This window comes from Nostoc sp. (assembly GCF_036919615.1).
In the GTDB taxonomy this organism is placed as follows: Bacteria; Cyanobacteriota; Cyanobacteriia; order Cyanobacteriales; family Nostocaceae; genus Nostoc.
In genome coordinates this window covers 118,519-142,385 of the sequence record NZ_JBALCN010000097.1, presented here as the reverse complement: position 1 = coordinate 142,385, position 23,867 = coordinate 118,519, and the positions used below count along the sequence as shown (strand labels likewise).

Below are 23,867 nucleotides of genomic sequence, written 5' to 3'. Positions count from 1 at the left end.
ACTATTTGAAAGTTTTTTAGGAGGGATTATGTTGAACTTGAGTGCAATTAGTAATGCAACTATGCAGTCAATTCCTTATAAATGGATTGTATTTGAAAACTTGCTTGACACTTCAGTACAATCTGAACTAGCAAATAGTTTTGCTACTACAAACTATAAAGAATATCATGCTAGAGACTTTGAGCCAGATGGATACCCGGAATATACATATGATGACTACAGGTTTTTTGCACGCTGCATTCTGGATGAAAGTAAGTACAAAGGTCTACAAGATATCAAGGATCTGAGTCTGAGTTGGCAAAAATTGATTGAACAACTTCTCACTCCTGATTATCGAGAGGCAATGGAGCATCTTACTAATTTGGATTTGAAAAACCATTCACTAACAATTTATTTAACACGACATGATTTAGGATTCTGGAACCGTCCTCATACAGATATCCCGCGTAAACATGTAACTCAACTTTTCTATTTCAATGAGGGATGGAACCCAGAGTGGGGAGGGTATTTTCAAGTTCTTAAAGATAATCAGACTACTTCTGTAATTCAAGAAGTTCCACCATTGCCGCAATATTCAGTTGCTATTGTCCGTTGCGATCGCTCTTGGCACATGGTTTCCCCTATTTCCTTGAATGCAACTCAACACCGTTTGCATCTAGCGACTACCTTTTGGCTACCAGAGTCTTAGGTTATTAGACCTCTTGCAAAAATCCTTGAATCACCCCTCCCCAACCCTCCCCGATATATTGGGGAGGGTGCAAGATTTCAAGTTTCCCCCCAATATATCGGGGGGATTAAGGGGGGTCTATTCGACTTATGCAAGAGGTCTATTGTTTAGCAGATTATGAGGATAATTTTGCTCAAAATATTAATAACTAACTAATTTAACCATAAATTATTGCTGATAGGGCGACAATTTGTCGCTCCGTTAGCAATCGTTGGTTTTAAATAAATGGGTTCAAGTATCTGATATTTGTGATACCTCCAGTTTTAAACCGCCCCGCAACGTGAGTATCTAAATCATAAACGTAGTAATTGACACCTCCTGGATTAGTGAAAGCATCTCGTCTTAAGGTTCTGTTATCTTCTAATAGACCCAGGGGACGTGTTTTCAAATCGTTACTATATTTGGTAAAAATTGCTTGGAAAGCATTCTGCAAAGACTAGTTATCATTGAAGCGATGCTCTAGTTTGTAACTCAATCGAGTGTCTGAAGTGTTTTGGTTTTCTTTGTCTGGTTCACCCAAAAATCGAGTTCGAGGGAGTTTACTCAAGGGATTAGAAAATAAAGTTCCCAAGGTAGGTATCTCTTGATAGTAAGCGCTACGACTAAAATCCGCATAGCTTGTATAGAATGTCAGTTTCGTGTTTGTGCCAATATTCCATGCTAGCGCCCCGGCAATCTGCGATCGCTGCTGGCTATAAAAATCAACAAAACCGTTTGAAGTTAGGTAGGAACCATTGAGGCGATACAAAACACTTTTATCGGTTGTAAGTGGCCCAGATAAATCAAGTGTGCCTTGATAAGTGTCGTAATTACCCACAGAAAAAGAAGCTGAGTAAAAAGGATCTATTAGGGGCTGCTTAGTGACTAAATTAATTGTTCCACTCAGGTCTCCTTGTCCGTAAAGTACAGAAGCTGGGTCTCGCAGCACTTCAATTCGCTCAACATTGCCAATGCTAGTTAGGTCTCTGACTCCAGCAAAATAATTTCTCAAACCGTCTGTAAGAATATTAGTAGTACCAGAGCCTCGAAGAATTAATCTGTCTGACTGAGCAAAAGTACCTCCGCCTACTACACCAACATTTCTTAACGCTTCCCCAATGTTTTTAATTAAAATTATCTAAGAAAGTGCTGTGATGTTGATCCAAGTCTTTTGTCAGAATATCTTTACCAAGCGCCGTACTAAGTAGCCAATATTATTGGTAATCTCATTACAATAGGATTTACATATTTATCAAGAAGGGCGATGTCTGCGACAAGCCCTTATGGTCTACGCCATTCTTGAGAGAGTCTTGGTATGTGATGACTCAAAAGTTCAATATTTAGCAGCGCAAGGTCGTTATCCATATTAAAAAAGTTGGCTGCAATCTTGATTGCTTGAAGATGAACGCCAAGTCTGTAAAGCATTGACGACTACAGACCTAAACTTTTTTGTTACCAACTATTTGGGAGAATAGTAGTGATTATTACAATTCCTGCAACTGAATAATATTAAGTTTAGTGTAAATCTAGGTTGAGCTTATATTATTTGTAAGCTGATCACAAAACTAAAATGAGTGTTTTATTTTCAGATGAGGCGATCGCTAGGTTAATTCAGGAAGATGTTCCCTACCTAGATTTGACAACCTACGGACTTGGCATTGGCAAGCAACCCGGTGAAATCGAGTTTTCTACCCGTCATCCGATGACCATTTGCGCTACTGAAGAAGCAGCTAGAGTATTAAAATATTGTGGTGCCGAAGTTCATTATCAAGTGGAAAGTGGTACAGTCTGCCAGGAAAAGCAATTAATTCTTCAAGCTAGTGGCACTGCTCAAGCTTTACACAGTGGCTGGAGAGTTGCTTTAAATTTAATGGAATATACTTCTGGCATTGCTTCACGTACCAGAGTATTAGTAGATACTGCCAAAACAGTGAATCAGTCTGTTTCTATTGTGACTACTCGTAAATGTTTTCCAGGTACTAGAGCGCTTTCCATCAAAGCAATTCTAGCTGGCGGGGGCTTTTTTCATCGCTTAGGATTATCTGAAACAGTTTTGATCTTTAACCAACACCTGATATTTCTGGGAGGTATAGCTGGGCTAATTGAGCGGATGAATGAACTACGACGACAGTTTCCAGAACAACCTATTTGCGTTGAAGTAGATACACCAACAGATGCCTGGATGCTTGCTCAAGCAGGTGTAGATTTAATTCAGTTTGATAAAATTCCGATCCCAGACCTTGAGCCTCTGGTTTTGAAGTTGAAGCAGCAGTATCCGAACTTAAAACTAGCGGTGGCTGGTGGTATTACCTCTGAAAATATAAAAGATTATGCAAGCAGTGGTGTAGATATTTTAGTGACAAGTTCACCATACTTTGGTAAACCGTGTGATATTGCAGTCAAGATGAGGATGGCGCAGTAGTGCATTTTTAATTTAGTTTGATACTTCAGATTGCAGTTGTCTCTACAATATTTTGAAAGGAAAACAGTGCTAATTGCATTTGAAAAAAAAGCTAGTGATGGTAAAGTTGTGTCTTTAATAGATGAAGGATTTGCTCGTTTAGTAGTTTTAGGTGACAAAGCTGGAGGTCGTTATGTGACTAATGTGAGAAATATCCTCATATTATCTGCTCCGGCTTATCCTTTGAAACCAAAATATTTCTCATGAAGAGGCTATATTTACTGTCAAACTCAAATTTAGCAATCATGTACATATATATGTGAAGTCGGAAACATAATCCAAAGAAGATTGGAAATGCTAAATTTAGATGCCATACGTCATATAGGAATGCAGTTAGTTCCATATCGCTATGCTGTGATCGAGAATTTGTTGCCCAAAGAGGCTAGTTTGGAACTTGCTGTGAGCTTTCCCCAAGAACAGTTTCGCTCATCAACAGGCGAAGGATATGGATACCTCTGGAGTGAGATGCTTGCTAGTAATGAGGATATTGCCTTGATTTGCAAGTTTTGCGATCGCGCCAGTCCTGAGTTGGCAGTTCGCTGGCGCGATCGCATTGCAGACGGAAGATTATCTTCTAATCTTGAGAATCTTAGCAGCATTTGGCAAGAACTGATCGAAGAACTGTGGACACCTGGTTACCGCCAAGCCTTAACAGAAATGTCTGGGGTGGAACTCAAAGACTGTGCAATGGTGATTGGGTTTCGTCGATATAATCCAGGGCACTGTCATCGCCCTCATACTGATGAACCATCCAAAGCTCTAACTCATCTGCTATTTTTCAATGAGCAATGGCCTATGGGTTGGGGTGGTTGTTTGCGAATTCTCTATGACGAACAACCAGAATCTATCTTCCAAGATATTCCACCACTGGGCCAGCTTTCGGCTGTGATTGTGCAAGCACATAATTCGTGGCACATGGTGACGACTGTAGCATCGGGTGCATCACAGTGCCGATTGGCTCTCAGGATCACTTTTTTTCATAAGCTCGATGCTGGTACTTAGTCTATTGCATCGACTTTGCACTATTGAAAACAATCTCTCTTTATTCCACTTCTTTAGGCTTGGTGCAAGATGTCAGTTTAGCCTTTCCCCAACCCTCATCTAACAATTTGGGTTAGCAGACTACTAAATAAACGTGAGTTCGACGGAACTAAAAAAGGGCAGGAGGTAGTGCAGGCAAATCTTTTGGGTAAATGTCAATCGAAGGTTTTTTGGGCAGATAGGTGTAAGCAGCTAAACCAGCCATCAAGTTGACTAAAAAGTTAAATACACTACGATGTCGAGAGTGTTCTATTTGACACATATTTTTGAGATGGTCATTGACCGACTCAATTACTACCCGTTTGCGTAAAAGAATTTTATCAATCAATTTTACCAAGCGGTTTTTCATATTCTTCTTGGATTTTGTAATTAACTCTAAGCCTCGCTCGTATAACTCTTCAAATAGTTTTTGTGAAACATATCCTCTGTCCCCAAAAAGTTTACCAATCAAATCTTGAGTCATCTCAGGTACTGGCTTTCGGTCATCTACATTTGCAGGAGTTAATTTAAATGCCAGCAATTCTCCTTGGTCATTAATTATCAAATGAAGTTTAAAACCGAAATGCCAGCCCACAGAATTTTTGCCCCATTTTACCAACCCTTTAAAGACTTTATGTGCATGAGCGCGGCAATTATGGCAAACATTGATTGGAGTCGAATCAATAAAACTAATTCCTGTAATTTCTCCCGTTCTTGTATGCAAAAAACAACACAACAACATCAAACACCAGGGCATCAGTTCCACAAATCTGGTATAGCTCACCAAGTTGGGAAACGCTCCACGCCAACTTTGTAGTACGTGCAACGTGTAGAACTCCTTGAAAGTCTTATAACCACTACCATGAAATGCGATTGCAATTGTCATCACCTCTGATAAATGCATTTTTGATTTACTGCGGCGCTCTCCCCTTATGGATGGTAACTGTGGTACTTGCTGCCATAGATTTTCCCATTGGTTACAGAAATCATCTACATCGCAGAAAATTTGCGTGACGTCGAGGCGAGATACAATAGTGGACACAGCCGAGACCCTTATTTTTATTAGATATTCTTAGTCTCGGCATTTTTTTGTGACTTTTTTGCTGATTCTCAATCAATCGTAGCGATCGCACTTCACCTCCCCTGTTAACCCAATTCCCATCTAGCGGGCTTTTTGGGCTTTTCTATCCGTCGAACTCACATTAAATAAGCTTGTGAAATGAATAGATCACAGGACTTACGCACAGGTAACGGAAAATCGTAGACGCATTCGCGTAGAGTCTGTCTGCGACACACTGCGCGAACGTAGAGAAGCGGCTTGCCGCAGGCTACCGCAGAGTCCGCAGAGAAGCCAGTGCGCCCTTGCGGTTAAGAGACTTGTACTCCTACGGAGAAGCAAGCTACACGCAGCGTCTCTCCGCAGGAGTTGCAACTGGCGCGACACGGAGAAATAAGAGTTTCAGAGAGTTCTTGCGTAAGTCCTGGATCAGCTACATGAAGTTCAATGCACAAAATTAGTCAAATATATTCAAAAAGTTTAATTCTAATAATTGGTTGATTTCTGTTACTTATTTGCTTGATTTCAATAGTAATACTATTTGTCAAAATTTGATCACCAAAATTTTTGGTAATAGTTACCAAAAATTTTGGTATTATTTTAGAAATATGAATGCTCAAAGACAAAGGTTCATTGGTTCTGCGATCGCCTATATCTTTGACATATTTTGTTTGTCGTGTGCTGATTTCGTAGTAAATAGCGAATTGTGAGGAGTGATAGTGGCTGTGAAAAAATTATTTGTCTTGTTTCGGCGATGTCTTTTATTTACCGCCTCAATGGTGGCGTACACTCTTCCTGTTCTGAGTCAGGAGATACCAAAAATTGAAAAACAACCATTACCCCAACAGACAGCATCCAATCAAGTTGAACCAACTCAAAAGATTTATAGTTTGAGTGATATGCAGTCTGCTTTCACCAGCCCAACTTATTTACTGAGGACACCCAGAGATCAGAACAAAGTCTCCCAACTTAGTCAAGCTACAACTCCTGTAGTGTCGGTGATGGATGTGAAGGTAAACACCACTGTCAAAGGAATAGAGATAATTTTAGTTACGCCCAGTTCTGAGAAATTGTCAGTTTCTGGGAAAGTAGAAGGTAATTCCTACGTTGCAGATATCAAAAATGCTCACTTTCAACTGACAAGTGGTGAGAGTTTCCAACAATCAAAGCCATCTGCCAGCATAGCACTAATTACAGTTACCAATGTGGACACTAACACAGTGCGATTAACAGTTGTGGGGAAAACGGCTGCGCCAGCAGTGGAATTGTTTGATAGTCAGACTGAGGGTTTGGTGTTTGGGGTAACTTCTACTGCAACAACACAGCAGACACCAGGGGAAAAGCCAGCGATAGAACTAGAGGTAATTGCTCCCCCAGATACTGGTTATCGTGTACCGGATGCCACTACCGGGACAAGAACAAATACGCTAAACCGGGATATTCCACAAACGGTTCAAGTTGTCCCAAGGGCAGTGATTGAAGACCAAGCAGACAAACGCGTTGGCGATGTCCTGAGAAATCTTGGTATCGGTCAGAACTCGGAACCAAGCCGCCTTGGCGAGAGTGTGATTATTCGCGGTTTCGATGTTGAGTCTTCAAATAGTCTCAGAGATGGTTTGAGAGATAACCTCACTAGTTTTATTGGCACTCCATTTCAAAATGACCTTGCCAACATAGAACGTGTAGAGGTCTTAAAAGGACCAGCTTCGGTACTTTACGGAAATGGCTCACCGGGAGGTGTGTATAATCTCATAACTAAACAGCCACTCAGTACACCTTACTACTCAATAGAGGGTAATGTCGCTAGTTATAGCTTATATAAATCCTCCATAGACTTCACAGGTCCTCTGACGACTGATAAAAAGCTGTTGTATCGCTTCAATGCTGATTACGAAAATTCCGGCAGCTATATTAATCATGTATACGCAGAGCGGACTTTTTTTGCACCCGTTATTAGTTGGCAACCGAATCGTGACACAAAGCTGACTGTATCTGGGGAGTATCTCAGTTCACGACAAGCGGAACTCTCTCCTCTAGGTTTACCTGCGATTGGAACAATACTACCAAATCCAAATGGCAAGTTTTCTCCTAACACCTATGTGGGAGATCCGACGCAAGACAGAGAAAAGGTGACAGTAGGTCGAGTTGGCTACAAATTTGAGCATAATTTTAGTGATAAGTGGTCTTTGTACAATAGCTTGAGCTATGCGTTTGTAGAGCGACCTTATACTACTAACGTCACACCAACGAGTTTAGAGGCAGATAACCGTACCGTTGATCGCTTTGAGCAGATTTGGGGCCCGACTAGCGTCAGCAACCTTTCTCAAGATACTCATGTGGTGGGTAAATTCAAAACTGGTTCTCTAGAACACCAATTGCTCATCGGTGTTGATTGGTATCAACGTATCGTTTCACCCTTCAGTTTTATAGACCGAACTTTTCCGTCGCTTGATATTTACAATCCAGTTTATGGACAGACACCAGGAGATTTTTTGGACACTCGCAAAGATAAGGAAAGACTCGATGACTTAGGAATTTATTTTCAAGACCAATTAGCAATCGCACCTAATCTGAAGTTGGTCTTAGGTGGACGGGGGGACTTTGAGGATCAAAAGATTGTCGCCGCAACCACAAGCGACCCCACAAGCCCTATTGAGAGAAGTGTTACCTCCCAATCCAATTCAGCGTTTAGCCCACGCTTAGGCATTGTTTATCAACCGATTCCACCTATTTCACTCTACGCCAGCTACAGTCGCTCTTTCGATCAAGCTTTGGGTACAGATGTTAACAACAATTCCTTTGAACCTACACGCGGTACTCAGTATGAAGTTGGAGTCAAAACCGACTTGCTCAATAATAAACTTTCCGCAACACTCGCTTTGTACCAACTCACCCAAAGCAACATTGTAACAACAGATCCAAACGATCCCACCTATGCTATCCAAGTTGGTGAGCAGAGAAGTAGAGGTGTTGAGCTATTTTTCACCGGGGAACTTGCCCCAGGATGGAATATCATTGCCGCTTACAACTATATTGATGGTCGTGTAACTCGTGACAACACTTTTAAAGTCGGAAGTTTACTTGCTAATACTCCAGAAAATAGCGCTTCTTTATGGACAACCTATATTATCCCCAAAGGCAAATTGCAAGGGTTGGGAGGCGGCTTGGGTGTGTTCTATTTTGGTGACAGAGAAGGTGATTTAACTAACACATACACTTTACCGAGTTATGTTCGCACCGATGCTGCTTTATACTACCGCCACAACCACTTCCAAGCAGCACTAAATTTCCAAAATTTGTTTGACGTTCTTTATTATGAAGGCGCTTACAATATTAATCGCGTTTTTCGAGGTGAACCTTTCGGGGTAGAGGCAACTTTAAAGTGGCAATTATAAAAGTAACAATTATGGTGAGGTGGCTATCCCTAATTGCAATGTTGCTGCTGCTATTTTTGTATGGTTGCAGCTTGTGGAAACCTTCATACAATAATGGTCATTCCTTAAATAAATCACCATCCCAAGTCGATGTCCGCGTAGTCAAACACGTTATGGGTGAAACGATAGTTCCTACCCATCCTCAACGGGTAGTGGTTTTGGTTCAAGCTTTATTAGAACCTACTTTTGCTTTGGGAGTCACGCCTATCGCTGCCCCAAAGGATGCTGTTTCTGACTTGCAGCAATTGGTGGGCAAACTTAAAGGCATTGAAGATGTGGGTTCGGAGTCTCCCAATCTAGAGAAGCTTTTGCGACTCAAGCCAGACTTAATTCTGGGGTTGAGTTCCCATCAAGATATCTACAGCCTGTTATCCCACATTGCACCTACAGTTTTGGCTACTTTTGATCCAGCTGCACCGTGGAAGGGGTTCTTAGCTTTTACTGCTGATGCCTTGGGGAAAACTCAGTCAGCACAGCAATTAATGACTAATTATTATGCACGTTTAGCACAGTTGAGAGCTTCTATAGGTCAGCGTCTCTTAACTACACTTGTATCGGTGGCTGAATTGCGTACTGATGGAGTTTTCCTGCCTGAGGCGGCTTCTTTTGAAGGAGAGGTTTTTAAAGATGCTGGTATTCAACGTCCCCCAAATCAATTACTCAGTTTTGAGACGAGCAACAAAATGCGCTTGGGGGGACGCTATGCTTTTCTTCACATATCTGAGGAACTCTTGGATGAAATTGATGGAGATATCCTATTTTTAGTCACCCAAGATATCATGAGTCATGAAAATCTCGATTCTAAACTTCAAAATTTGAAGGCATCTCCACTATGGTCTAGGTTAAAAGTCGTGCAGCACTCTTCAGTGGATGAAGTTGGTTTTTACTGGCGTGGTATGGGCCCGATCTCAGCAAACCTGTTAATAGACGATTTATTCCGATATTTGATTAAATCTATTAAACCAACAACTACTATGCCATAAGTGTCCCACTAAGTCTAAGGTGGGACTGATCGATTTCAAGCCTCAATCCGACGCTGTGCTCTATCAAGTATTTTAGACTCGCGTTTGGGACATGATATAAATCACTTTTCTATTATTAATTATGTGCCAGGATAAAAACTGACTTCTAAACTGAACTGTACAGCACTAAGATAAACAGAATTGGGGCTACTTGACACCCGCATTATTCAGTATATTTAAATTATTTATTATAAATATGTTGAGCAATTCTATGTAAATTTTTGGTGATTGCCCGAATTCAATTAACGACTATCCAAATTCAATCAACGACTGCCTGAATTCAATCAACGACTGCCCGAATTCAATTAACGACTGCCCGAATTCAATCAACGACTGCCCGAATTCAATCAACGACTGCCCGAATTCAATCAACGACTGTCCAAATTCAATTAACGACTGTCCAAATTCAATATAGGAACTTAGAGGGTGTTTATAAAATAAATCTTAAGCAGTTGAGCAACGATGATTGTGGGTTAATCGACGTAACAAAAGAGTTGCCGAAAGTCGGTCATTCAAATCTGCATTTGTAACTGTTATTTCAGTAATTCCTGCAAGTGGTTTCTCCAAACGAAATGTGAACGCTTCACCGTCAGCTAGTCGTAACTGTCCGCCAGATACATCTGCAATAAAATTATTGCCCGTACTGCGTGTAACTTGTAGTTGAGTCCCAATAAGTGTCTCTAAAATCACCTTCACACCAATGTTAGTGGGATTGGCTTTTACCCCCGTTATTTGAATTGTTGGTGCAGGTGTGGTTTGCGGTGTGGGCGACTGCACTAGTAAATATTCTGCGCTGGTGAGAGGGATTTCTAACTCGCTGGGTTGCCGGATTTTTTGATTTCCACCACCCTGCCTCAAAACGGAGGCTTTTTGAATATTATTTTCAAATTTCATCTGTGCTGAGGCGACTTGAGTTACTAGAGTGCTGATAATTATGACTAAAGTTGCTGCCAGCCATAAATAGATATTGAACTGCCGATTTTTCATCCCGCTCCTCACACAGTTTTGATTAAAAGGCTTATTGCAGATGATAGTTATTAATTGCAATAAAGCTTAGTGTAGAGGAGCGATCGCAGGTTAGTCTATTCCAAAACTTGCACACTATCCCGAAACAATCTTTTTACCAAAAAAACATTCACTCGGTGTAATCCCAAACCTGCGTTTAAAAGCAGCACCGAAGTGTCCCTGTTGAGCATAACCCAATAAATTTGCAACTTCGGCAACAGTCAGGTTAGCACTTCGCAGTAATTGTTCTGTTCTAGCTAGCTCAATTTTATGCCACACACAATCGCGAAAAGCACACTTTATAATCAGTAAAAGACATTGGTTGATCAGAAATTGATAATTTTTTTTAACTCACACATCTGCAATACTTGCCTCGAAATTCCTCAGATCTAAATTTGGACAATTTACTGTTGATAGTGGCAAAATAATACCAACTATTTATGAAACAACCAACTTTTTGGTAATAAAATTTTGGTAAACAGAATTTATTGTATAATCAAGCGAATAAGCGGCAAGAGCTATCAATACTACTTATTTTAGGACTTATACAAAAAACCTCTTAAACTCTTATTCCTCTGTGTCGCGCCAGTTGCTACCCTACGGGAACGCTAAGAGCGTAGCTTGCTTCCCCGGAGGGGTACAAGTCTCTTAACCGCAAGGGCGCACTGGCTTCTCTGCGGACTCTGTGGTAGCCTGCGGCAAGCCGCTTCTCTACAAGACGCTACGCGAATGCGTCTACGATTTTCCGTTACCTGTGCGTAAGTCCTGTATTTGTTTGATTAGGTAATTAGACATGAAATATCGTCGACTCTATTTGCTTTTTTTGGCTCTAGTTTACCACTTTAAGGAGCAATCGCCCTGTATTATTTTCACAGAGCATTACTTTGCAGTTGTGCATCACCAAAAAAGTTTTTAATCAATGCTCTGCCAAGCTTTGACTGTCTCTTTGACTATTCCACATCGACTTTTTTGCTATCTTCTAATCCTATTCTGTTATCTAAGTTCTTCTGTAAGGTAGAAGATAGCATCCCACTAAATGAGGATAATCCAATAACCTGATATTTGTTAGTATTATTAAGTAAATTATCTTCTAACTAAGGAGTATCAAAATATGGAAGTTAGCGCTCGTAATTCCCTAAAAGGAACTATTAAGAAAATTCACCCAGGAGCAGTCAACTCTGAGGTAGTATTAGAAATTGTGGCTGGGGTGGAAATAACTGCAATTATTACCAAGGAGTCGGTAGAGCATCTTCAACTTCAACAGGGAAAACAAGCGATCGCTGTGATTAAAGCGTCAGATGTGATAATTGCTACAGAATAGCCCGAAATGAGTAAATAAGTTATGGCGATCGCTCCGTAAGTGGTCGCCCAATAAGTAGCTAGGCGAAATAAAATATAAAATGTCATTGCGAACACTTCGTACCCTACGGGAAGGCTGCGCTAACGCAATGACGAACTATTTTACAGCGTATTGTAGGTAAATGAAGTACACGGGTAGGGGAACAACATGTTATGCCCCTACGATGATCTGTACCTCACCTTGGCGTAGCCTAAGAAGAGAAGTTGGAATCTGCTGTATATTTATTTAGATCCATCTACTTAGCACTATTAATAAATATTGAAGTCATTTTTAATTAAAATAAGCTGGAAAAATACTGTTAAGTTGACCTAAGTCTTTTGTCAGAGTATCTTTACCAAGTGCAGGACTAAATAGCCAATATTATTGGTAATATCATCACAATATGATTTATGTATCTATCCTGAAGGACGATATCTGCGACAAGCCCTTATGGTCTACGCTAACTTGAGGGAAAGTTTTGGTATGTGATAACTCCACAGTTAAACTCGAAAGCTATCTGCCAGCAGCAGCTTTGCAGCTACGCACTTTCAGACTAATTATCCTTGCAATCAGAAAGCTCTATGGAAAACACAGTCCTTGAAACCCAACATCTGGGCCTCGCTTACGACGGCAAACCGATCATATCCGGTCTTAACCTGTTGATTCCCACAGGACAAATTACTGCTCTAGTTGGCCCCAATGGCTGCGGTAAATCTACTCTACTGCGGGGTTTGGCTAGATTACTCAAACCGCATATTGGTACTGTATATCTCAATGGCGCTGATATCTTTCGACAGTCAACAACTAAAGTTGCACAGCAACTCGGTATTCTTCCTCAAGGCCCATCTGCACCAGAAGGATTGACTGTGCGAGATTTAGTAGCACAAGGTCGTTATCCATATCAAGATAATTGGTTTCAATCTTGGACTGCTGAAGATGAACGTCAAGTCCGCAAAGCATTAACAACTACAGACCTTAATGAATTAGCTAATAGAGCCGTAGATACCCTCTCTGGTGGACAGAAGCAACGTGCTTGGATAGCCATGACTTTAGCACAAGATACACAAATTTTATTATTGGATGAGCCGACTACTTTCTTAGATTTAGCTCATCAAGTGGAGGTGCTGGAATTACTGGGGGATTTGAATCAACTTGAGGGGCGGACAATTGTCATGGTGTTGCATGATTTGAATCAGGCGTGTCGTTATGCTGATCAACTAGTAGCTTTACGCGATGGCGCTATTATGGCTTATGGAAATCCGACAGATGTAATGACAGAAGAAATGGTGCAAGAGGTGTTTGGATTAGCTTGTCGAATTGTACCAGATCCAGTAGTGGGAACACCTTTGTGTTTACCTTTGGGACGACAATCTTATAAATACCGAAAGTAATTATTACTTTATATCTTTTACTGTTTGTTGCCTTTATATCTTCAAAATCCTAACTAGCTTTAAGAAGTTCTAAACCATAATTGTAAACAAATCGCTTAAATCCGCTATTACCAGGCATTTGAAAAACTTTCTTTTATTTACAGCGGATTGCAGGTAAATAGACCTCTTGCATAAGTCGAATAGACCCCCCTTAATCCCCCCGATATATTGAGGGGAAACTTGAAATCTTGCCCCCTCCCCAACACATACAGGGAGGGTTGGGGAGGGGTAATTCAAGGATTTTTGCAAGAGGTCTAATGAAGTACACAGGTAGGGGCACAACATGTTACAATCTGCTGTAGTTTTAGTTCCCGCTTTGTAGCATATATAACTAAATATTTATAAAGATGTTGTTTAAGAATTTTTCCAGTAAGAATGGTCACCACACACCAGACATGAAGGATCATGATAAGAATGTCGTTTGGCAAATTCCATTCGCATCAAGTCGATTGTCAGCAGTTGTGACAATAGGGGTTGACTAAACTTAGTAATCAGCTTTATTACCTCTAATGCACTAAGACAAGCTAGTGTCCCAGAAACAGCACCGATAACCGCAAACCCATGTCGATTCCAATCCGGCTTTTCTGGGAACAAGCATGATAGACAAGGAGTGATACCAGGAATAATCGTCGTCAGGTAAGCTTCCATTCCGTCCATTGCAGCTTCCACCATTGGTTTTTCCCAGCGCACGCAAGCCTCATTGAGCAAGTTCCGCTCTGTGAAATTGTGGGCGCAATCAACAGCTATATCAGCAGATTGCACTAAAAAATCTACATTCTCTTTTGTAACGTAATCATCAACTGCTTCTACCCGAATATCAGGATTAATAGCTTGCAGAGTTTCTTTAGCTTTGAATACTCTTGGCTTACCTACCCAATCATTTGTCATCAGAACCTGACGATTTAAATCATCTAGCCGCAAGTTACCACCGCGAACTAGGATTAACCGCCCAACACCCGCTACTGCCAAATAAAGCGCTGATGTACCGCCTAATCCCCCCACACCTGTAACTAAAACTGTTGCCGACTTCAAGCGCTTTTGTGCTGCCTCTCCAAAATTGGGAAGCATCATTTGGCGGTGATAGCGTTCTAACTCGCTGGGTGTTAAGTTCATCGCTTTTTACCTCTTTATCAGTCGTAAAACTTATCACCTAGTTGGTAACAAATATTGTAGTTGTCTATACACTTTGATAATTTATTACTTGTAAAGTTGGTATTTATTCCAGGCACTATTAAGGGTTTGCGCTTTACAAGCGTACCATTCAGATTTGAGCGTTTTCTCTTAACTTCTTTGCTTCAATTCAAATCTGAGTTTCTTCATCGTGTTCAACTACTTCAGATTTATCTTGTAATCCCAATTCTGTCACTTTCAGTGGAGAATAATCTAGAACCTTTATATTTCGTACTTTCGCAACAAAGAAATTTAAATGACAAAATGGAGACGCGATCGCACAACTTCTGATTAAATCTGAGGTTTAGAAAAGGTAGTATATTTTCTCTGCCCAGAGTAACAAAAGCGGGATAAGGGCTTAACCACTCGTGCGATCGCTTCTTGAATAAAAGCCTTGATAAATTCATCAAAGTAAAACTAGCGTCCCACAAAGCTTTCAGTGTCAGCTTGAGTGTTGCCAAAAAATGGATAAAGTCGAGCTGAGAATAGAACTGACGCAAAAAATCGCCGAAACTCTTATTTTTATGTAGTGGCAATTTAGAAATTGCCGTTACAAGGTGTAGTTTTGCGTGAGTCCTAAAAAAGTCGGAAATCTGAGCCTAATATTATAATAAATTCATGTATATAGCAGTCTGTTTTGATTTTTGAACTAACTTGCGTCGGTAGGGAACAGGAAAGAAGCTTCATCGAGTTATACTGAGTTTTTTCAAAAGTCAAATAGCAGTCTTATGACATTAATTCGCTTCCATTCCTCAAAATGAGTGAGCTGACAGATTTTACTCGTCATTGCCAAACTTGTCGCTTGTTCAGATGGATTCACGGCGATTACTTCCACTCTCAAAAGCAATCAAGTACACTTTGAAGTCCGGTTGAGGACATCAGTATATCCAAGCGGTAGTCTCCTGGAAAAAGTATTACCAATTATTGAAAATATATATCAATAAAACTAAATACATATAAAATAATTATTAACAGCTAAATCAACAGCTATCTGATCCATTTAGCCTTTCGAGACTTTGGCATAATCAGAAAAAATGCGGGAAAATAAATCTCCCACAAGCAATGCTGACATAGGAGGTTATAGTATCTATACAAAAATAATTTAACAAATAATTTGAATTATTGCAAAAATTTTGCAATAATTTTAGATAAATAGTGATCGCCAAAACCAACGAAGGGATGATTAACATGAGTGCATACGCGCAGGAATTGAGAAACACCGCCAAGGCAATGGTTGCTCCTGGTAAAGGTATCCTGGCAATGGATGAAAGTAACGCTACATGCAACAAGCGATTTGAAAAGTTAGGTATCCCCACGACAGAAGAACGACGACGTGCTTATCGAGAGTTAATTCTGACAACTCCTGGTTTATCTGAATACATCAGTGGAGCTATTCTCTACGATGAAACTATTAGCCAGTTTTCTCAGGCTAAAGTTGCTTTTACGAAGGTGATGCAAGATGCGGGTATGATCATTGGTATCAAAGTTGATGCCGGAGCTAAAGACTTAGCAGCTTGTCCAGGTGAGAAAGTCACCGAAGGATTAGATGGTCTAAGGGAGCGCATTGCTGAATATTACAAAATGGGCGCACGTTTTGCCAAATGGCGGGCTGTGATTACCATTGGTAATGGCATTCCCAGCGGTACTTGCATTGAAGCTAATGCTCATGCACTAGCTCGTTATGCTGCTTTGTGTCAAGAAGGAGGACTTGTACCAATTGTGGAGCCGGAGGTATTAATTGATGGCGACCATACAATAGAAGATTCTTACGAAGTAACAGATGAAACATTAAAAGCAGTATTTAATCAACTGCGTCTGCATAAAGTTGAGTTTGACCAAATGATACTTAAACCTAGTATGGTGATTTCTGGCTTGACTTGTCCCAATCAGGCGAGTGTAGAGCAGGTAGCAGAAATGACTATTCAATGCCTACTCAAGAACGTACCTGTTACTGTTCCCGGAATTGCTTTCCTTTCCGGTGGACAGAGTAACGAACGCTCAACGGAACATCTGAATGTGATGAATGCTAAATTTGCTTCCCAGTGTCCTTGGTCTATTACCTTTTCCTATGCCCGCGCTATTCAGCAACCAGCTTTAGATTACTGGCAGGGTAATGATCATAATACATCTGAGGCACAAAAACTACTCTATCATCGAGCGAAGTTAAACGGAGCAGCCAGCCTTGGTCAGTACAATGCAGAGATGGAAAAAGCACCGACTTTAGTCTGATGGTTTAATTGATGAGTTTTTAGCGACTTTCCTCGACATCAACACAGGATTGTAGCGGTATTTGGGAAATAGTCTTTATCTATCCAGTACCGCTATTTTATCGCTCTTTCATCACTCTCTCCAGATAAAAAACAATAATCCTTGCTGCACAAGACTTTCAGCCAAAATAGATAATCTAGTCATAATGTTAGAAAATAAAGCTCAAAACCCAGTTTGTGTCTCTTGTTTAAAAGTTGGCTGAGATTTTTCTTTGACCAGAGTGATGAAAGAGCTCAATACTTACAATTTGCAACAATTCCGAATCTATATTAATAAGCTAAAACTGCAAGATCCACAACTGCGCCGCCTTACTAACTCTTAAGAGCCTCTCACGGGCGAGTTTTTCGCTCCCGCAACATATCAAACAAACACCTTCTTCTCCCTTACACCCTTGTGTTTCTTAGGAGTCAATAGCTTGATCATAGACAGAAACACGATAAGCGCAGCGGCGATCGCCACTTAAAATATGTTCGACTCGTTCAATGTTAACTGTAGAACCGAGTAACCTTGTGAAGACTTGTAATTCTGAATTATCGGCGATCGCTCCAGAGTTAGTTTCCCACATAACCAAGGGCGATCGCACTTTAAGGAAAGAAAGCATTGATAGGAGTACAGAATATTTTGGCCAAGTCCGGCACAAAAAAATTAATTTTACGTGTTTTTACTGTTAAATTCTTATTAATACATCTGTACCATTGTAAACACCGATCTTTAGGAAGTAAAAAATACGTAGCTGTAAATGGAAATCAAAGATTTAGCTGGCATTAATGAACCACTGAAGAGACTTATTGAAGTAATAGCTGAAGGGTTTGGTGCAGTTTCACGCCCATACCTGAGCAAGAAAAATGCTGAGGCTAAAGCTTACGAAATACGAGTTATTTCCGAAGCTATGGCTGAGAGCCGTAAGTTGCTTGGTGGTGCAGATTATGAAGACGGTAAAGTTAAGATGATGGGATCTTCTGAGACACCTAGCCCGATCCTCTCACTTCCTGAGCGTGTGGCAAACCGTAGTGAATACCAGGAGTTACGAAAGCAACAGAATATAGAATCCGTATGTGCAAACGCTGCTGAGGAACTAGCAAATAAAAGTGAGATCCCAGAACAGAAGCCAGAACCAGAATGGATTAATCATTTCTTTGATATAGCAGAGAAAATTTCAACAGAAGATCTCCAATACTGGTGGGGGAGAATTCTGGCTGGGGAGATTACAAAACCTGGTTCTTTCTCGCTACGTACTCTTGAGATATTGAAAAATCTTTCACGACAAGAAGCAGAAAACTTTGTTGAATTAGGGAAATATGTCCTAAGTGAGAAGAACAAAGCTTTTTAGCTTGACCCAAAAGAATATATTTTTAAGAAAGATAATACTATTGGCTTTTCTGAAATTCTTGATCTAAAAGACGCTGGTCTTATAAATGATAGTGATTCTATAAGTTTTTCCTTTGAAGCTAGTACCTCCGGCAGTACCTCTAATTTACTTTACTCCTCTTTAATTCTCTTATTTGAAAGAGAGAAGGATACGCCTAAAATCGGAAATCAAGTTGGAGTATTAACAAAAGCAGGTATAGAACTATTGAAACTTATATCAGTTCAGCCTGATATGGAATATATAGAATTTGTTGCTCAAAAACTTAAGCAAGAAGGTATGAAAATTGCTTGGGCACCTATTATTAGAGAGGATGGTGAAAATTCATTGATAGGAGACAAAACATATCTCGTTACTGAGGAACCAGCTTAGTTATGTTAAAACGATTATGCACACAGTATAACAATCTTTGTGTAGCGCAGATTGCTGTCTATCAAAGTAAGCAATCAGCCCCAACCGGGTAATAAAGCTATGCCGCACTGCCTCTTAAATACCCTTGATATATGAGGCTTTGACCATCCTTGGTAAGAAATTAATTACTAGAATTTCTTAGTTTGCGCTTTTGAGTGGCCAGAGGTGAACAATGGTTAAAAAATTAGATTAGGACAATAATCCGCAACTGAGTTTTACAGGCTACAGAAAATGTGGCTAGGTAACGCTCTTAATTAACTAGAGGTAAAAACTATAAACATCCAACTTCAAGCGGAATACGAGCAATTTATACAAACCTGAATTGCTATAAATAGATATAAAAATGCTAAAGATGTCATTGTGAAAGCATTAAAACTGCTGGAAGAATGGGAAAAGGGTTATCAGGAATGGGAAGAAGAAACTAAGAAAAAACTAGCGGCTGGGCTGGCTTCTATCGAACGTGGAGACGTAGTAGGTGGTGAAGTGGTGATGGCACGACTGGAGGATAAATTACGCAAGGCCCGTGAGACTCAAGGATAATGGAATATTTTATTGCTAAGGAAGCAAGCCAAGATCTAGATGAGATTTTGGATTATTTTTTAGTTCGCAATGTCAAGGCAGGGTCAAACATCCGGGAACGCCATTGGCTGATATTACCGAGGAAGAATTTGATCGCCAGATGAATATCAACCTGAAAGGTGTTTTTCTTGGCATGAAGTATCAAATTCCCCTGATCCTCAAAAGCGGCGGTGGTGCCATTGTCAACACATCTTCCGGTGCAGGGGACTTGAGCCGCGTAACAAAGGTTATGTTCCTGACTTGGTTGCATCTTGGTGTTGATCTTCAGTCTGCCTTGGGCTTTTCTTAGTGCCATTGGCCTGTAACCCTTATTCACTCGTTAACCCTGTAAACGGTTACAAATCAACTGTAATTTACCAAAAATAAATATTGCCCTCCTCTTCTCAGAATATCCTAACCCTCAGCTTCCGTATCTTCCTCAACCACCTCAGATTTTTCTGTTAACGGCTTCACCACTCGCGCGATCGCTTCTTGAATAAAAGCCTTGATAAATTCATCTCTGCGGTTAATTTGAAACTGTCGCTGGACAACTTCCGTCATTCCACCATCACCCCAATCTTGATCATGGCGAAAATATTCAATAAAACTTTTACCAGCAATTCGTGTTAAATAAGCTGCTGTCACGCCTTGAATAGCCCTACCAATAATAAAGGTGGCAACATTAAGCTGCAAAGCTGTAGATAATAATTGAATTGCTCCCTTGACAATGCCCAAACTGGCGATCGTTTTTGCTAAAGAAAGGGCTAACTCTCGCCCCCGTTCCATATTCAATTCACAGCCGTACACTCTGCCAATTTCTACAACCATTTGAGCATTAACAGCGGCTGTTGCTAGTAAATCTACAACTGGAATCGGCGTGACTGATACTACACCAGCACCAATCCACTGAAACCGTTCCACGATTTTGTCAGCTTGACGGCGACGCTGGCCATCAATGAGTTTTCGCGCTTCGTCTCCCAATCGCAGAGATTGCAAAAGAATGTTATCTGCTACCAAATCTTCACCCTCAGCCCGTAAAACAGCAGCTGTCCGCCGCAGCAAAGGAACAATATCCGGTTCTGGCTGGAAGGTTTCGCCAGTTTCTAGTTGTGCAGATTGGGGATTAGCAGCGATCGCCACCACATCATTAGTAGCAATAAATCCCCGTACCCGTTGACGCAATCTCGCGAGGATAGCTTCTTTATCTTCATCTGTATATAAATCAGTTTTGTTAAGCACCAAAAGCGATCGCTTTCCAATTTCTGCCAACCCCCGTAGCGGTTCATATTCTGAGCGCCGTAAATCATTATCTACCACAAACAACAGTAAATCTGCTTCTGTTGCCAGTTCTCGCGCCATTTGTTCCCGTTCCGTTCCCACCACCCCTGCTTCTAAAATCCCTGGCGTATCCGTAATTAAAATCTTGCGTTCTAATCCCTTCAACCTCAGACAATAAGTTTCCCCAACCTGGGTTGTACCCATTGGTGCATCAACCTGACCGACCATGCGTCCCATAATCGCATTAACTAGGGAAGTTTTGCCAGCACTGCCGGTACCAAATACCACTACTTGAATTTCACCCCGGGCTAAGTTCGCTTCAATCTCTCGCGATTTACTTAATAAAGCTTGGCGTGCTACTTCATCTTGAATTTGCCCTACCTGTTGCCGCACAGCCTCTAGAGTTGTAGAAGCAGCATCAGATTTAGCAGCAGGAATTTGCGCCGCAGTCACTCGCTTTACTTTGCGGCGCGATCGCTTTTCCCCAGACTGAATCACCAATACATAATAGACAAAAGCGGCAACCAACGCTCCGATAAGCACAATCAGCAGCAGTAGCAGCAAATTGCCTAGCAATGGCGAATAAGACAATTGCCAATAGAGGCGCGATAGGGAATCAATTAGCCATAGGACTAGCCCCAAAATGACGATCAGACCAACAATCAGCGTTACTATGCGTGACAGAGGCATGGTTGGGAAAGATTAGTGGGTATTCAGTAGGCAGATGCTTCTAATCTTAATAGTTTCAGTATTTTTTACCAGAGTAGTCAGAAGCAGCTTTTGATAAACCAGCAACGCTCACTCCATTTTTGCATCTATGAGAGCCAAGTATACAAGTGAGAGTGAAACTTGAACTCATTTAAGCTGGCGGCTCTATGTTTTGAAATTCCTTATTGACTTTCATATGGGCTTCATTTACCTTTATATGCTCCTTTATTGCTTCTGAATACACATCTGTTGAAGGATCTTCTGCTAGTCTATACACCAAATCTTGAAATTTCTGCGCGTGCTTGTGCATGGTTTCTATATTGGCTAGGATACGTTCTTTTTGTTCTTCGCCGATTTGGTCATTTATTTGTAAACTCTTAGCCAACTGTTCTACCTCTTTACTCTGCTCAAGCGCTTCCTGAGCATGTTTTTGTGCTTTCTCTATAGTCTGCTTTGAAATTTGATGCATAATGTTAATCCTAACTATCGCCTTAAAATAACTATAAAATAGAAGGCATTTCGCCTATTTGTAACAGTTAGTGAAGAACTCAATAGTATAAAAATATCATGTTCAAAAAATATTTTATATACTATTGAAAACCTGACTAACTAGCTAAAGATGGATGGGATTGGCGTTTAAACTAATCCCTCCGACTGCCGCGTAGACGTAGCCAGGCGTAGGCATCGCTATTGAAATTAGAAATTGTATGGCTGTTCTTCCTCCTAGCTCCTGCCTCCTTCAATCAAATTTCGCCTCTTGACCTGAACAATCAAATAGATGTAACCTTAACCGTTGGGAAAGTTCTTCACACACCTTTACCCCCCGCACACTGTTACCACGCACATCCAGTAGCGGCGAAAAAACTCCAATGCCCATCTTATTGGGTACAACGGCGATAATCCCACCACAAATACCGCTTTTCGCCGGAATCCCAATTTTATAAGCCCACTCACCTGCAAAGTTGTACATGCCACAGGTATACATAACACTCAGAATATCTTTGATGTAATGCTTATTTACCGCCCGTTCTTTGGTGATGGGGTTAATACCTCTGTTAGCAAGGGTAGCCGCCATCACCGCTAAATCTTGGCAATTCACCATCACAGCACACTGCTGGAAATAAAGATCCAAAGCTTCTTCAATATTCCGGTCAATCATACCAAAGTTGAGCATCAGATGCGCCATTGCACGGTTGCGATGCCCTGTACTCCGTTCTGAGGTAAAAACTGAAATGTCAACGAACACGTCCCGGCCAATATATCGGTGAAACATATCGAGCATTCGGTTGAGGCGTTCGGTTGGGCCGGAACCTTTGATTAAACTGGTGGTGGCGATCGCTCCAGCATTTACCATTGGGTTATAAGGTCGCTTCGATTGCTCATCTAAAATAATCGCGTTGAATGCATCCCCCGTTGGTTCCACGCCAACTCTAGTCAAAACATAATCCAGTCCATGATCTTCTAAGGCAAGTCCATAAGCCAACACTTTGGAAATTGATTGAATGGTAAAGAGTTGCTCATAGTCCCCAACTTTGTAAACCTGACCATCTACTGTCACAATGCAAATGCTGAACAAGTCCGGGTTTACCTTTGCCAGTTCCGGAATGTAGTTTGCCACTGCACCCTCTAGCAGTGACTTGTACTGGGAATGCAACTCGTTGAGAAAAGCTTTTAATGGCGATTGGTCTATTTCTAAATCTCCTTGATATGCTTGGTTTGTCATCAGGCTGATCGCATTTCCCAAAATATCTACTATATATAGTAGGGGTGCAGGTGTACACATTGGTGTCAACTTAAGCCCAAACACTTAATTTTCCGTTCTTTTAGATCCCCCAACCCCCAATGAATTGGGGGCACTCAATTCTAGTTCCCCCCTTTTTAAGGGGTTAGGGAGAATCAAAATCTAGGTGGTACATCGAAAAATTTTCACTCTTCTGATCAGACTAGGCTTTTACGTTAAGTTGACACCAATGCCAATCCAGTAATGCCTACATCCCTACACCCACAAAGATTTTTGAAAAGACGGCTTGCTCTCAAAAATCATACTTGATCAATTACCTAGGGCAAAAAATAGCCATTGTACTTTTTAATACTAATAAAAATTTTTCTCCAAGCGATCGCGAAGTTTTATTAATTTTTTCATCATTAATCCGGAAAAATATTGAGTTGAGTATATTCCTTTTTTTTATACTCAGTAATACTGTTATATCAAGTTACATATATCACTATTTGTAGCCTAGTCATGGAGAATAAAAGTGATGATTAATCTAGGTAGAAAAAACTTTCAAAAAAGAGATTAAACTCAAACTGATTTGCATAATTATTTCAAATGTAACTCGGATGACGACTTATTCATAGGTAAATCTAAATATTTCATTAAATAAGTTATTTTGAGTATTTATGCAGATGTAATTTAATTAAACTTATATTATCTTCTGATAGTAAATAGCCAAAACTGATGTAATCTAGAATACATAAGTAGTTACGAACCTTTAGAAGCGATATTAACAGGGTATCGTCGCTTTGGCGTACAATAAGCGTAAAGTTTTTTTAAGAAATTTTTGACTTGCATTAAAAAGCGTTACATAGCCAAAGTCCTGATTTGAGAAAGGTTTCGCCCTTAAAATTGGAATT

At 40.6% G+C, this 23,867-nt stretch carries 22 protein-coding genes and 1 pseudogene; 13 read left to right on the top strand and 10 right to left on the bottom strand.

The window, feature by feature from the left end; translation table 11 throughout:
* The first annotated feature begins 28 nt into the window (after positions 1-28).
* Positions 29-688, top strand: coding sequence for a 2OG-Fe(II) oxygenase (locus V7K48_RS29125; protein WP_335077861.1), 660 nt, complete (start codon positions 29-31; stop codon positions 686-688).
* Positions 689-944: 256 nt separating this feature from the next.
* Here the strand turns inward: V7K48_RS29125 and V7K48_RS29120 are convergent, their stop codons facing one another.
* Positions 945-1,160 carry a hypothetical protein gene (locus V7K48_RS29120; RefSeq protein ID WP_335077859.1) on the bottom strand — a complete coding sequence of 72 codons (216 nt, stop codon included), beginning with the start codon at positions 1,158-1,160 and terminating at the stop codon, positions 945-947.
* Positions 1,161-1,163: 3 nt separating this feature from the next.
* Entirely contained in the window at positions 1,164-1,826 is a 663-nt protein-coding gene (locus V7K48_RS29115; protein WP_335078066.1) for a TonB-dependent siderophore receptor, read from the bottom strand.
* 450 nt (positions 1,827-2,276) lie between these two features.
* On the opposite strand from V7K48_RS29115, the gene modD reads away from it, so the two are divergent.
* The 3 genes from modD to V7K48_RS29100 all read left to right on the top strand — a co-directional run bounded on the left by modD (position 2,277) and on the right by V7K48_RS29100 (position 4,169).
* A complete protein-coding gene (gene modD / locus V7K48_RS29110; protein ID WP_335077857.1) occupies positions 2,277-3,128 on the top strand; it encodes a ModD protein in 852 nt (283 codons plus the stop codon).
* A 66-nt stretch (positions 3,129-3,194) separates the two neighbouring features.
* On the top strand, positions 3,195-3,374 hold the full coding sequence (locus V7K48_RS29105) for a hypothetical protein (protein ID WP_335077855.1): 180 nt from the start codon (positions 3,195-3,197) through the stop codon (positions 3,372-3,374).
* Positions 3,375-3,461: 87 nt separating this feature from the next.
* Positions 3,462-4,169, top strand: a complete 708-nt coding sequence (locus tag V7K48_RS29100; protein ID WP_335077853.1) for a 2OG-Fe(II) oxygenase family protein — start codon at positions 3,462-3,464, stop codon at positions 4,167-4,169.
* A gap of 148 nt (positions 4,170-4,317) precedes the next feature.
* Here V7K48_RS29100 and V7K48_RS29095 read toward each other — a convergent pair whose 3' ends face one another.
* Complete coding sequence (locus V7K48_RS29095; protein WP_335077851.1) at positions 4,318-5,229, bottom strand: IS982 family transposase; 912 nt, start codon at positions 5,227-5,229, stop codon at positions 4,318-4,320.
* Positions 5,230-5,963: 734 nt separating this feature from the next.
* On the opposite strand from V7K48_RS29095, the gene V7K48_RS29090 reads away from it, so the two are divergent.
* Together V7K48_RS29090 and V7K48_RS29085 are read left to right on the top strand one after the other, a co-directional pair.
* Positions 5,964-8,639, top strand: a complete 2,676-nt coding sequence (locus tag V7K48_RS29090; protein WP_335077849.1) for a TonB-dependent siderophore receptor — start codon at positions 5,964-5,966, stop codon at positions 8,637-8,639.
* Positions 8,627-9,661, top strand: coding sequence for an iron-siderophore ABC transporter substrate-binding protein (locus V7K48_RS29085; protein WP_335077847.1), 1,035 nt, complete (start codon positions 8,627-8,629; stop codon positions 9,659-9,661). The genes V7K48_RS29090 and V7K48_RS29085 overlap by 13 nt, the downstream gene beginning before the upstream one ends.
* A 549-nt stretch (positions 9,662-10,210) precedes the next feature.
* Here V7K48_RS29085 and V7K48_RS29080 read toward each other — a convergent pair.
* Positions 10,211-10,594 (bottom strand): annotated as a pseudogene (locus tag V7K48_RS29080) (AMIN domain-containing protein); the annotation flags it as partial.
* Between the two features lie 207 nt (positions 10,595-10,801).
* The gene (locus V7K48_RS29075) at positions 10,802-10,984 is read right to left on the bottom strand and encodes a helix-turn-helix domain-containing protein (protein WP_335077845.1); all 183 of its coding nucleotides are present in this window, start codon (positions 10,982-10,984) and stop codon (positions 10,802-10,804) included.
* Between the two features lie 832 nt (positions 10,985-11,816).
* On the opposite strand from V7K48_RS29075, the gene V7K48_RS29070 reads away from it, so the two are divergent.
* Positions 11,817-12,026, top strand: a complete 210-nt coding sequence (locus V7K48_RS29070) for a TOBE domain-containing protein (protein WP_335077843.1) — start codon at positions 11,817-11,819, stop codon at positions 12,024-12,026.
* Positions 12,027-12,625: 599 nt separating this feature from the next.
* The gene (locus V7K48_RS29065) at positions 12,626-13,435 is read left to right on the top strand and encodes an ABC transporter ATP-binding protein (protein WP_335077841.1); all 810 of its coding nucleotides are present in this window, start codon (positions 12,626-12,628) and stop codon (positions 13,433-13,435) included.
* Between the two features lie 393 nt (positions 13,436-13,828).
* Here the strand turns inward: V7K48_RS29065 and V7K48_RS29060 are convergent, their stop codons facing one another.
* Positions 13,829-14,587, bottom strand: a complete 759-nt coding sequence (locus V7K48_RS29060) for a HesA/MoeB/ThiF family protein (protein ID WP_335077839.1) — start codon at positions 14,585-14,587, stop codon at positions 13,829-13,831.
* A gap of 1,245 nt (positions 14,588-15,832) precedes the next feature.
* Here V7K48_RS29060 and V7K48_RS29055 point away from each other — a divergent pair.
* A complete protein-coding gene (locus V7K48_RS29055; RefSeq protein WP_335077837.1) occupies positions 15,833-16,873 on the top strand; it encodes a class I fructose-bisphosphate aldolase in 1,041 nt (346 codons plus the stop codon).
* Between the two features lie 439 nt (positions 16,874-17,312).
* Here the strand turns inward: V7K48_RS29055 and V7K48_RS29050 are convergent, their stop codons facing one another.
* Positions 17,313-17,513, bottom strand: coding sequence for a hypothetical protein (locus V7K48_RS29050; protein WP_335077835.1), 201 nt, complete (start codon positions 17,511-17,513; stop codon positions 17,313-17,315).
* 138 nt (positions 17,514-17,651) lie between these two features.
* On the opposite strand from V7K48_RS29050, the gene V7K48_RS29045 reads away from it, so the two are divergent.
* The 4 genes from V7K48_RS29045 to V7K48_RS35220 all read left to right on the top strand — a co-directional run bounded on the left by V7K48_RS29045 (position 17,652) and on the right by V7K48_RS35220 (position 19,557).
* Positions 17,652-18,242, top strand: a complete 591-nt coding sequence (locus V7K48_RS29045; protein ID WP_335077833.1) for a DUF2806 domain-containing protein — start codon at positions 17,652-17,654, stop codon at positions 18,240-18,242.
* 243 nt (positions 18,243-18,485) lie between these two features.
* Positions 18,486-18,650: a hypothetical protein gene (locus V7K48_RS29040; RefSeq protein WP_335077831.1), complete on the top strand. Its 165-nt coding sequence runs from the start codon at positions 18,486-18,488 to the stop codon at positions 18,648-18,650.
* A 360-nt stretch (positions 18,651-19,010) separates the two neighbouring features.
* Positions 19,011-19,229 carry a type II toxin-antitoxin system ParD family antitoxin gene (locus tag V7K48_RS29035; protein WP_335078064.1) on the top strand — a complete coding sequence of 73 codons (219 nt, stop codon included), beginning with the start codon at positions 19,011-19,013 and terminating at the stop codon, positions 19,227-19,229.
* 139 nt (positions 19,230-19,368) lie between these two features.
* On the top strand, positions 19,369-19,557 hold the full coding sequence (locus V7K48_RS35220) for an SDR family NAD(P)-dependent oxidoreductase (protein ID WP_442949490.1): 189 nt from the start codon (positions 19,369-19,371) through the stop codon (positions 19,555-19,557).
* Between the two features lie 104 nt (positions 19,558-19,661).
* Here V7K48_RS35220 and V7K48_RS29025 read toward each other — a convergent pair whose 3' ends face one another.
* The 3 genes from V7K48_RS29025 to glsA all read right to left on the bottom strand — a co-directional run bounded on the left by V7K48_RS29025 (position 19,662) and on the right by glsA (position 22,956).
* Positions 19,662-21,215 carry a YcjF family protein gene (locus tag V7K48_RS29025; protein WP_335077829.1) on the bottom strand — a complete coding sequence of 518 codons (1,554 nt, stop codon included), beginning with the start codon at positions 21,213-21,215 and terminating at the stop codon, positions 19,662-19,664.
* Between the two features lie 169 nt (positions 21,216-21,384).
* Positions 21,385-21,702 carry a hypothetical protein gene (locus tag V7K48_RS29020; protein ID WP_335077827.1) on the bottom strand — a complete coding sequence of 106 codons (318 nt, stop codon included), beginning with the start codon at positions 21,700-21,702 and terminating at the stop codon, positions 21,385-21,387.
* A 270-nt stretch (positions 21,703-21,972) separates the two neighbouring features.
* Positions 21,973-22,956: a glutaminase A gene (gene glsA / locus V7K48_RS29015; RefSeq protein WP_335078062.1), complete on the bottom strand. Its 984-nt coding sequence runs from the start codon at positions 22,954-22,956 to the stop codon at positions 21,973-21,975.
* Positions 22,957-23,867: the final 911 nt, after the last annotated feature.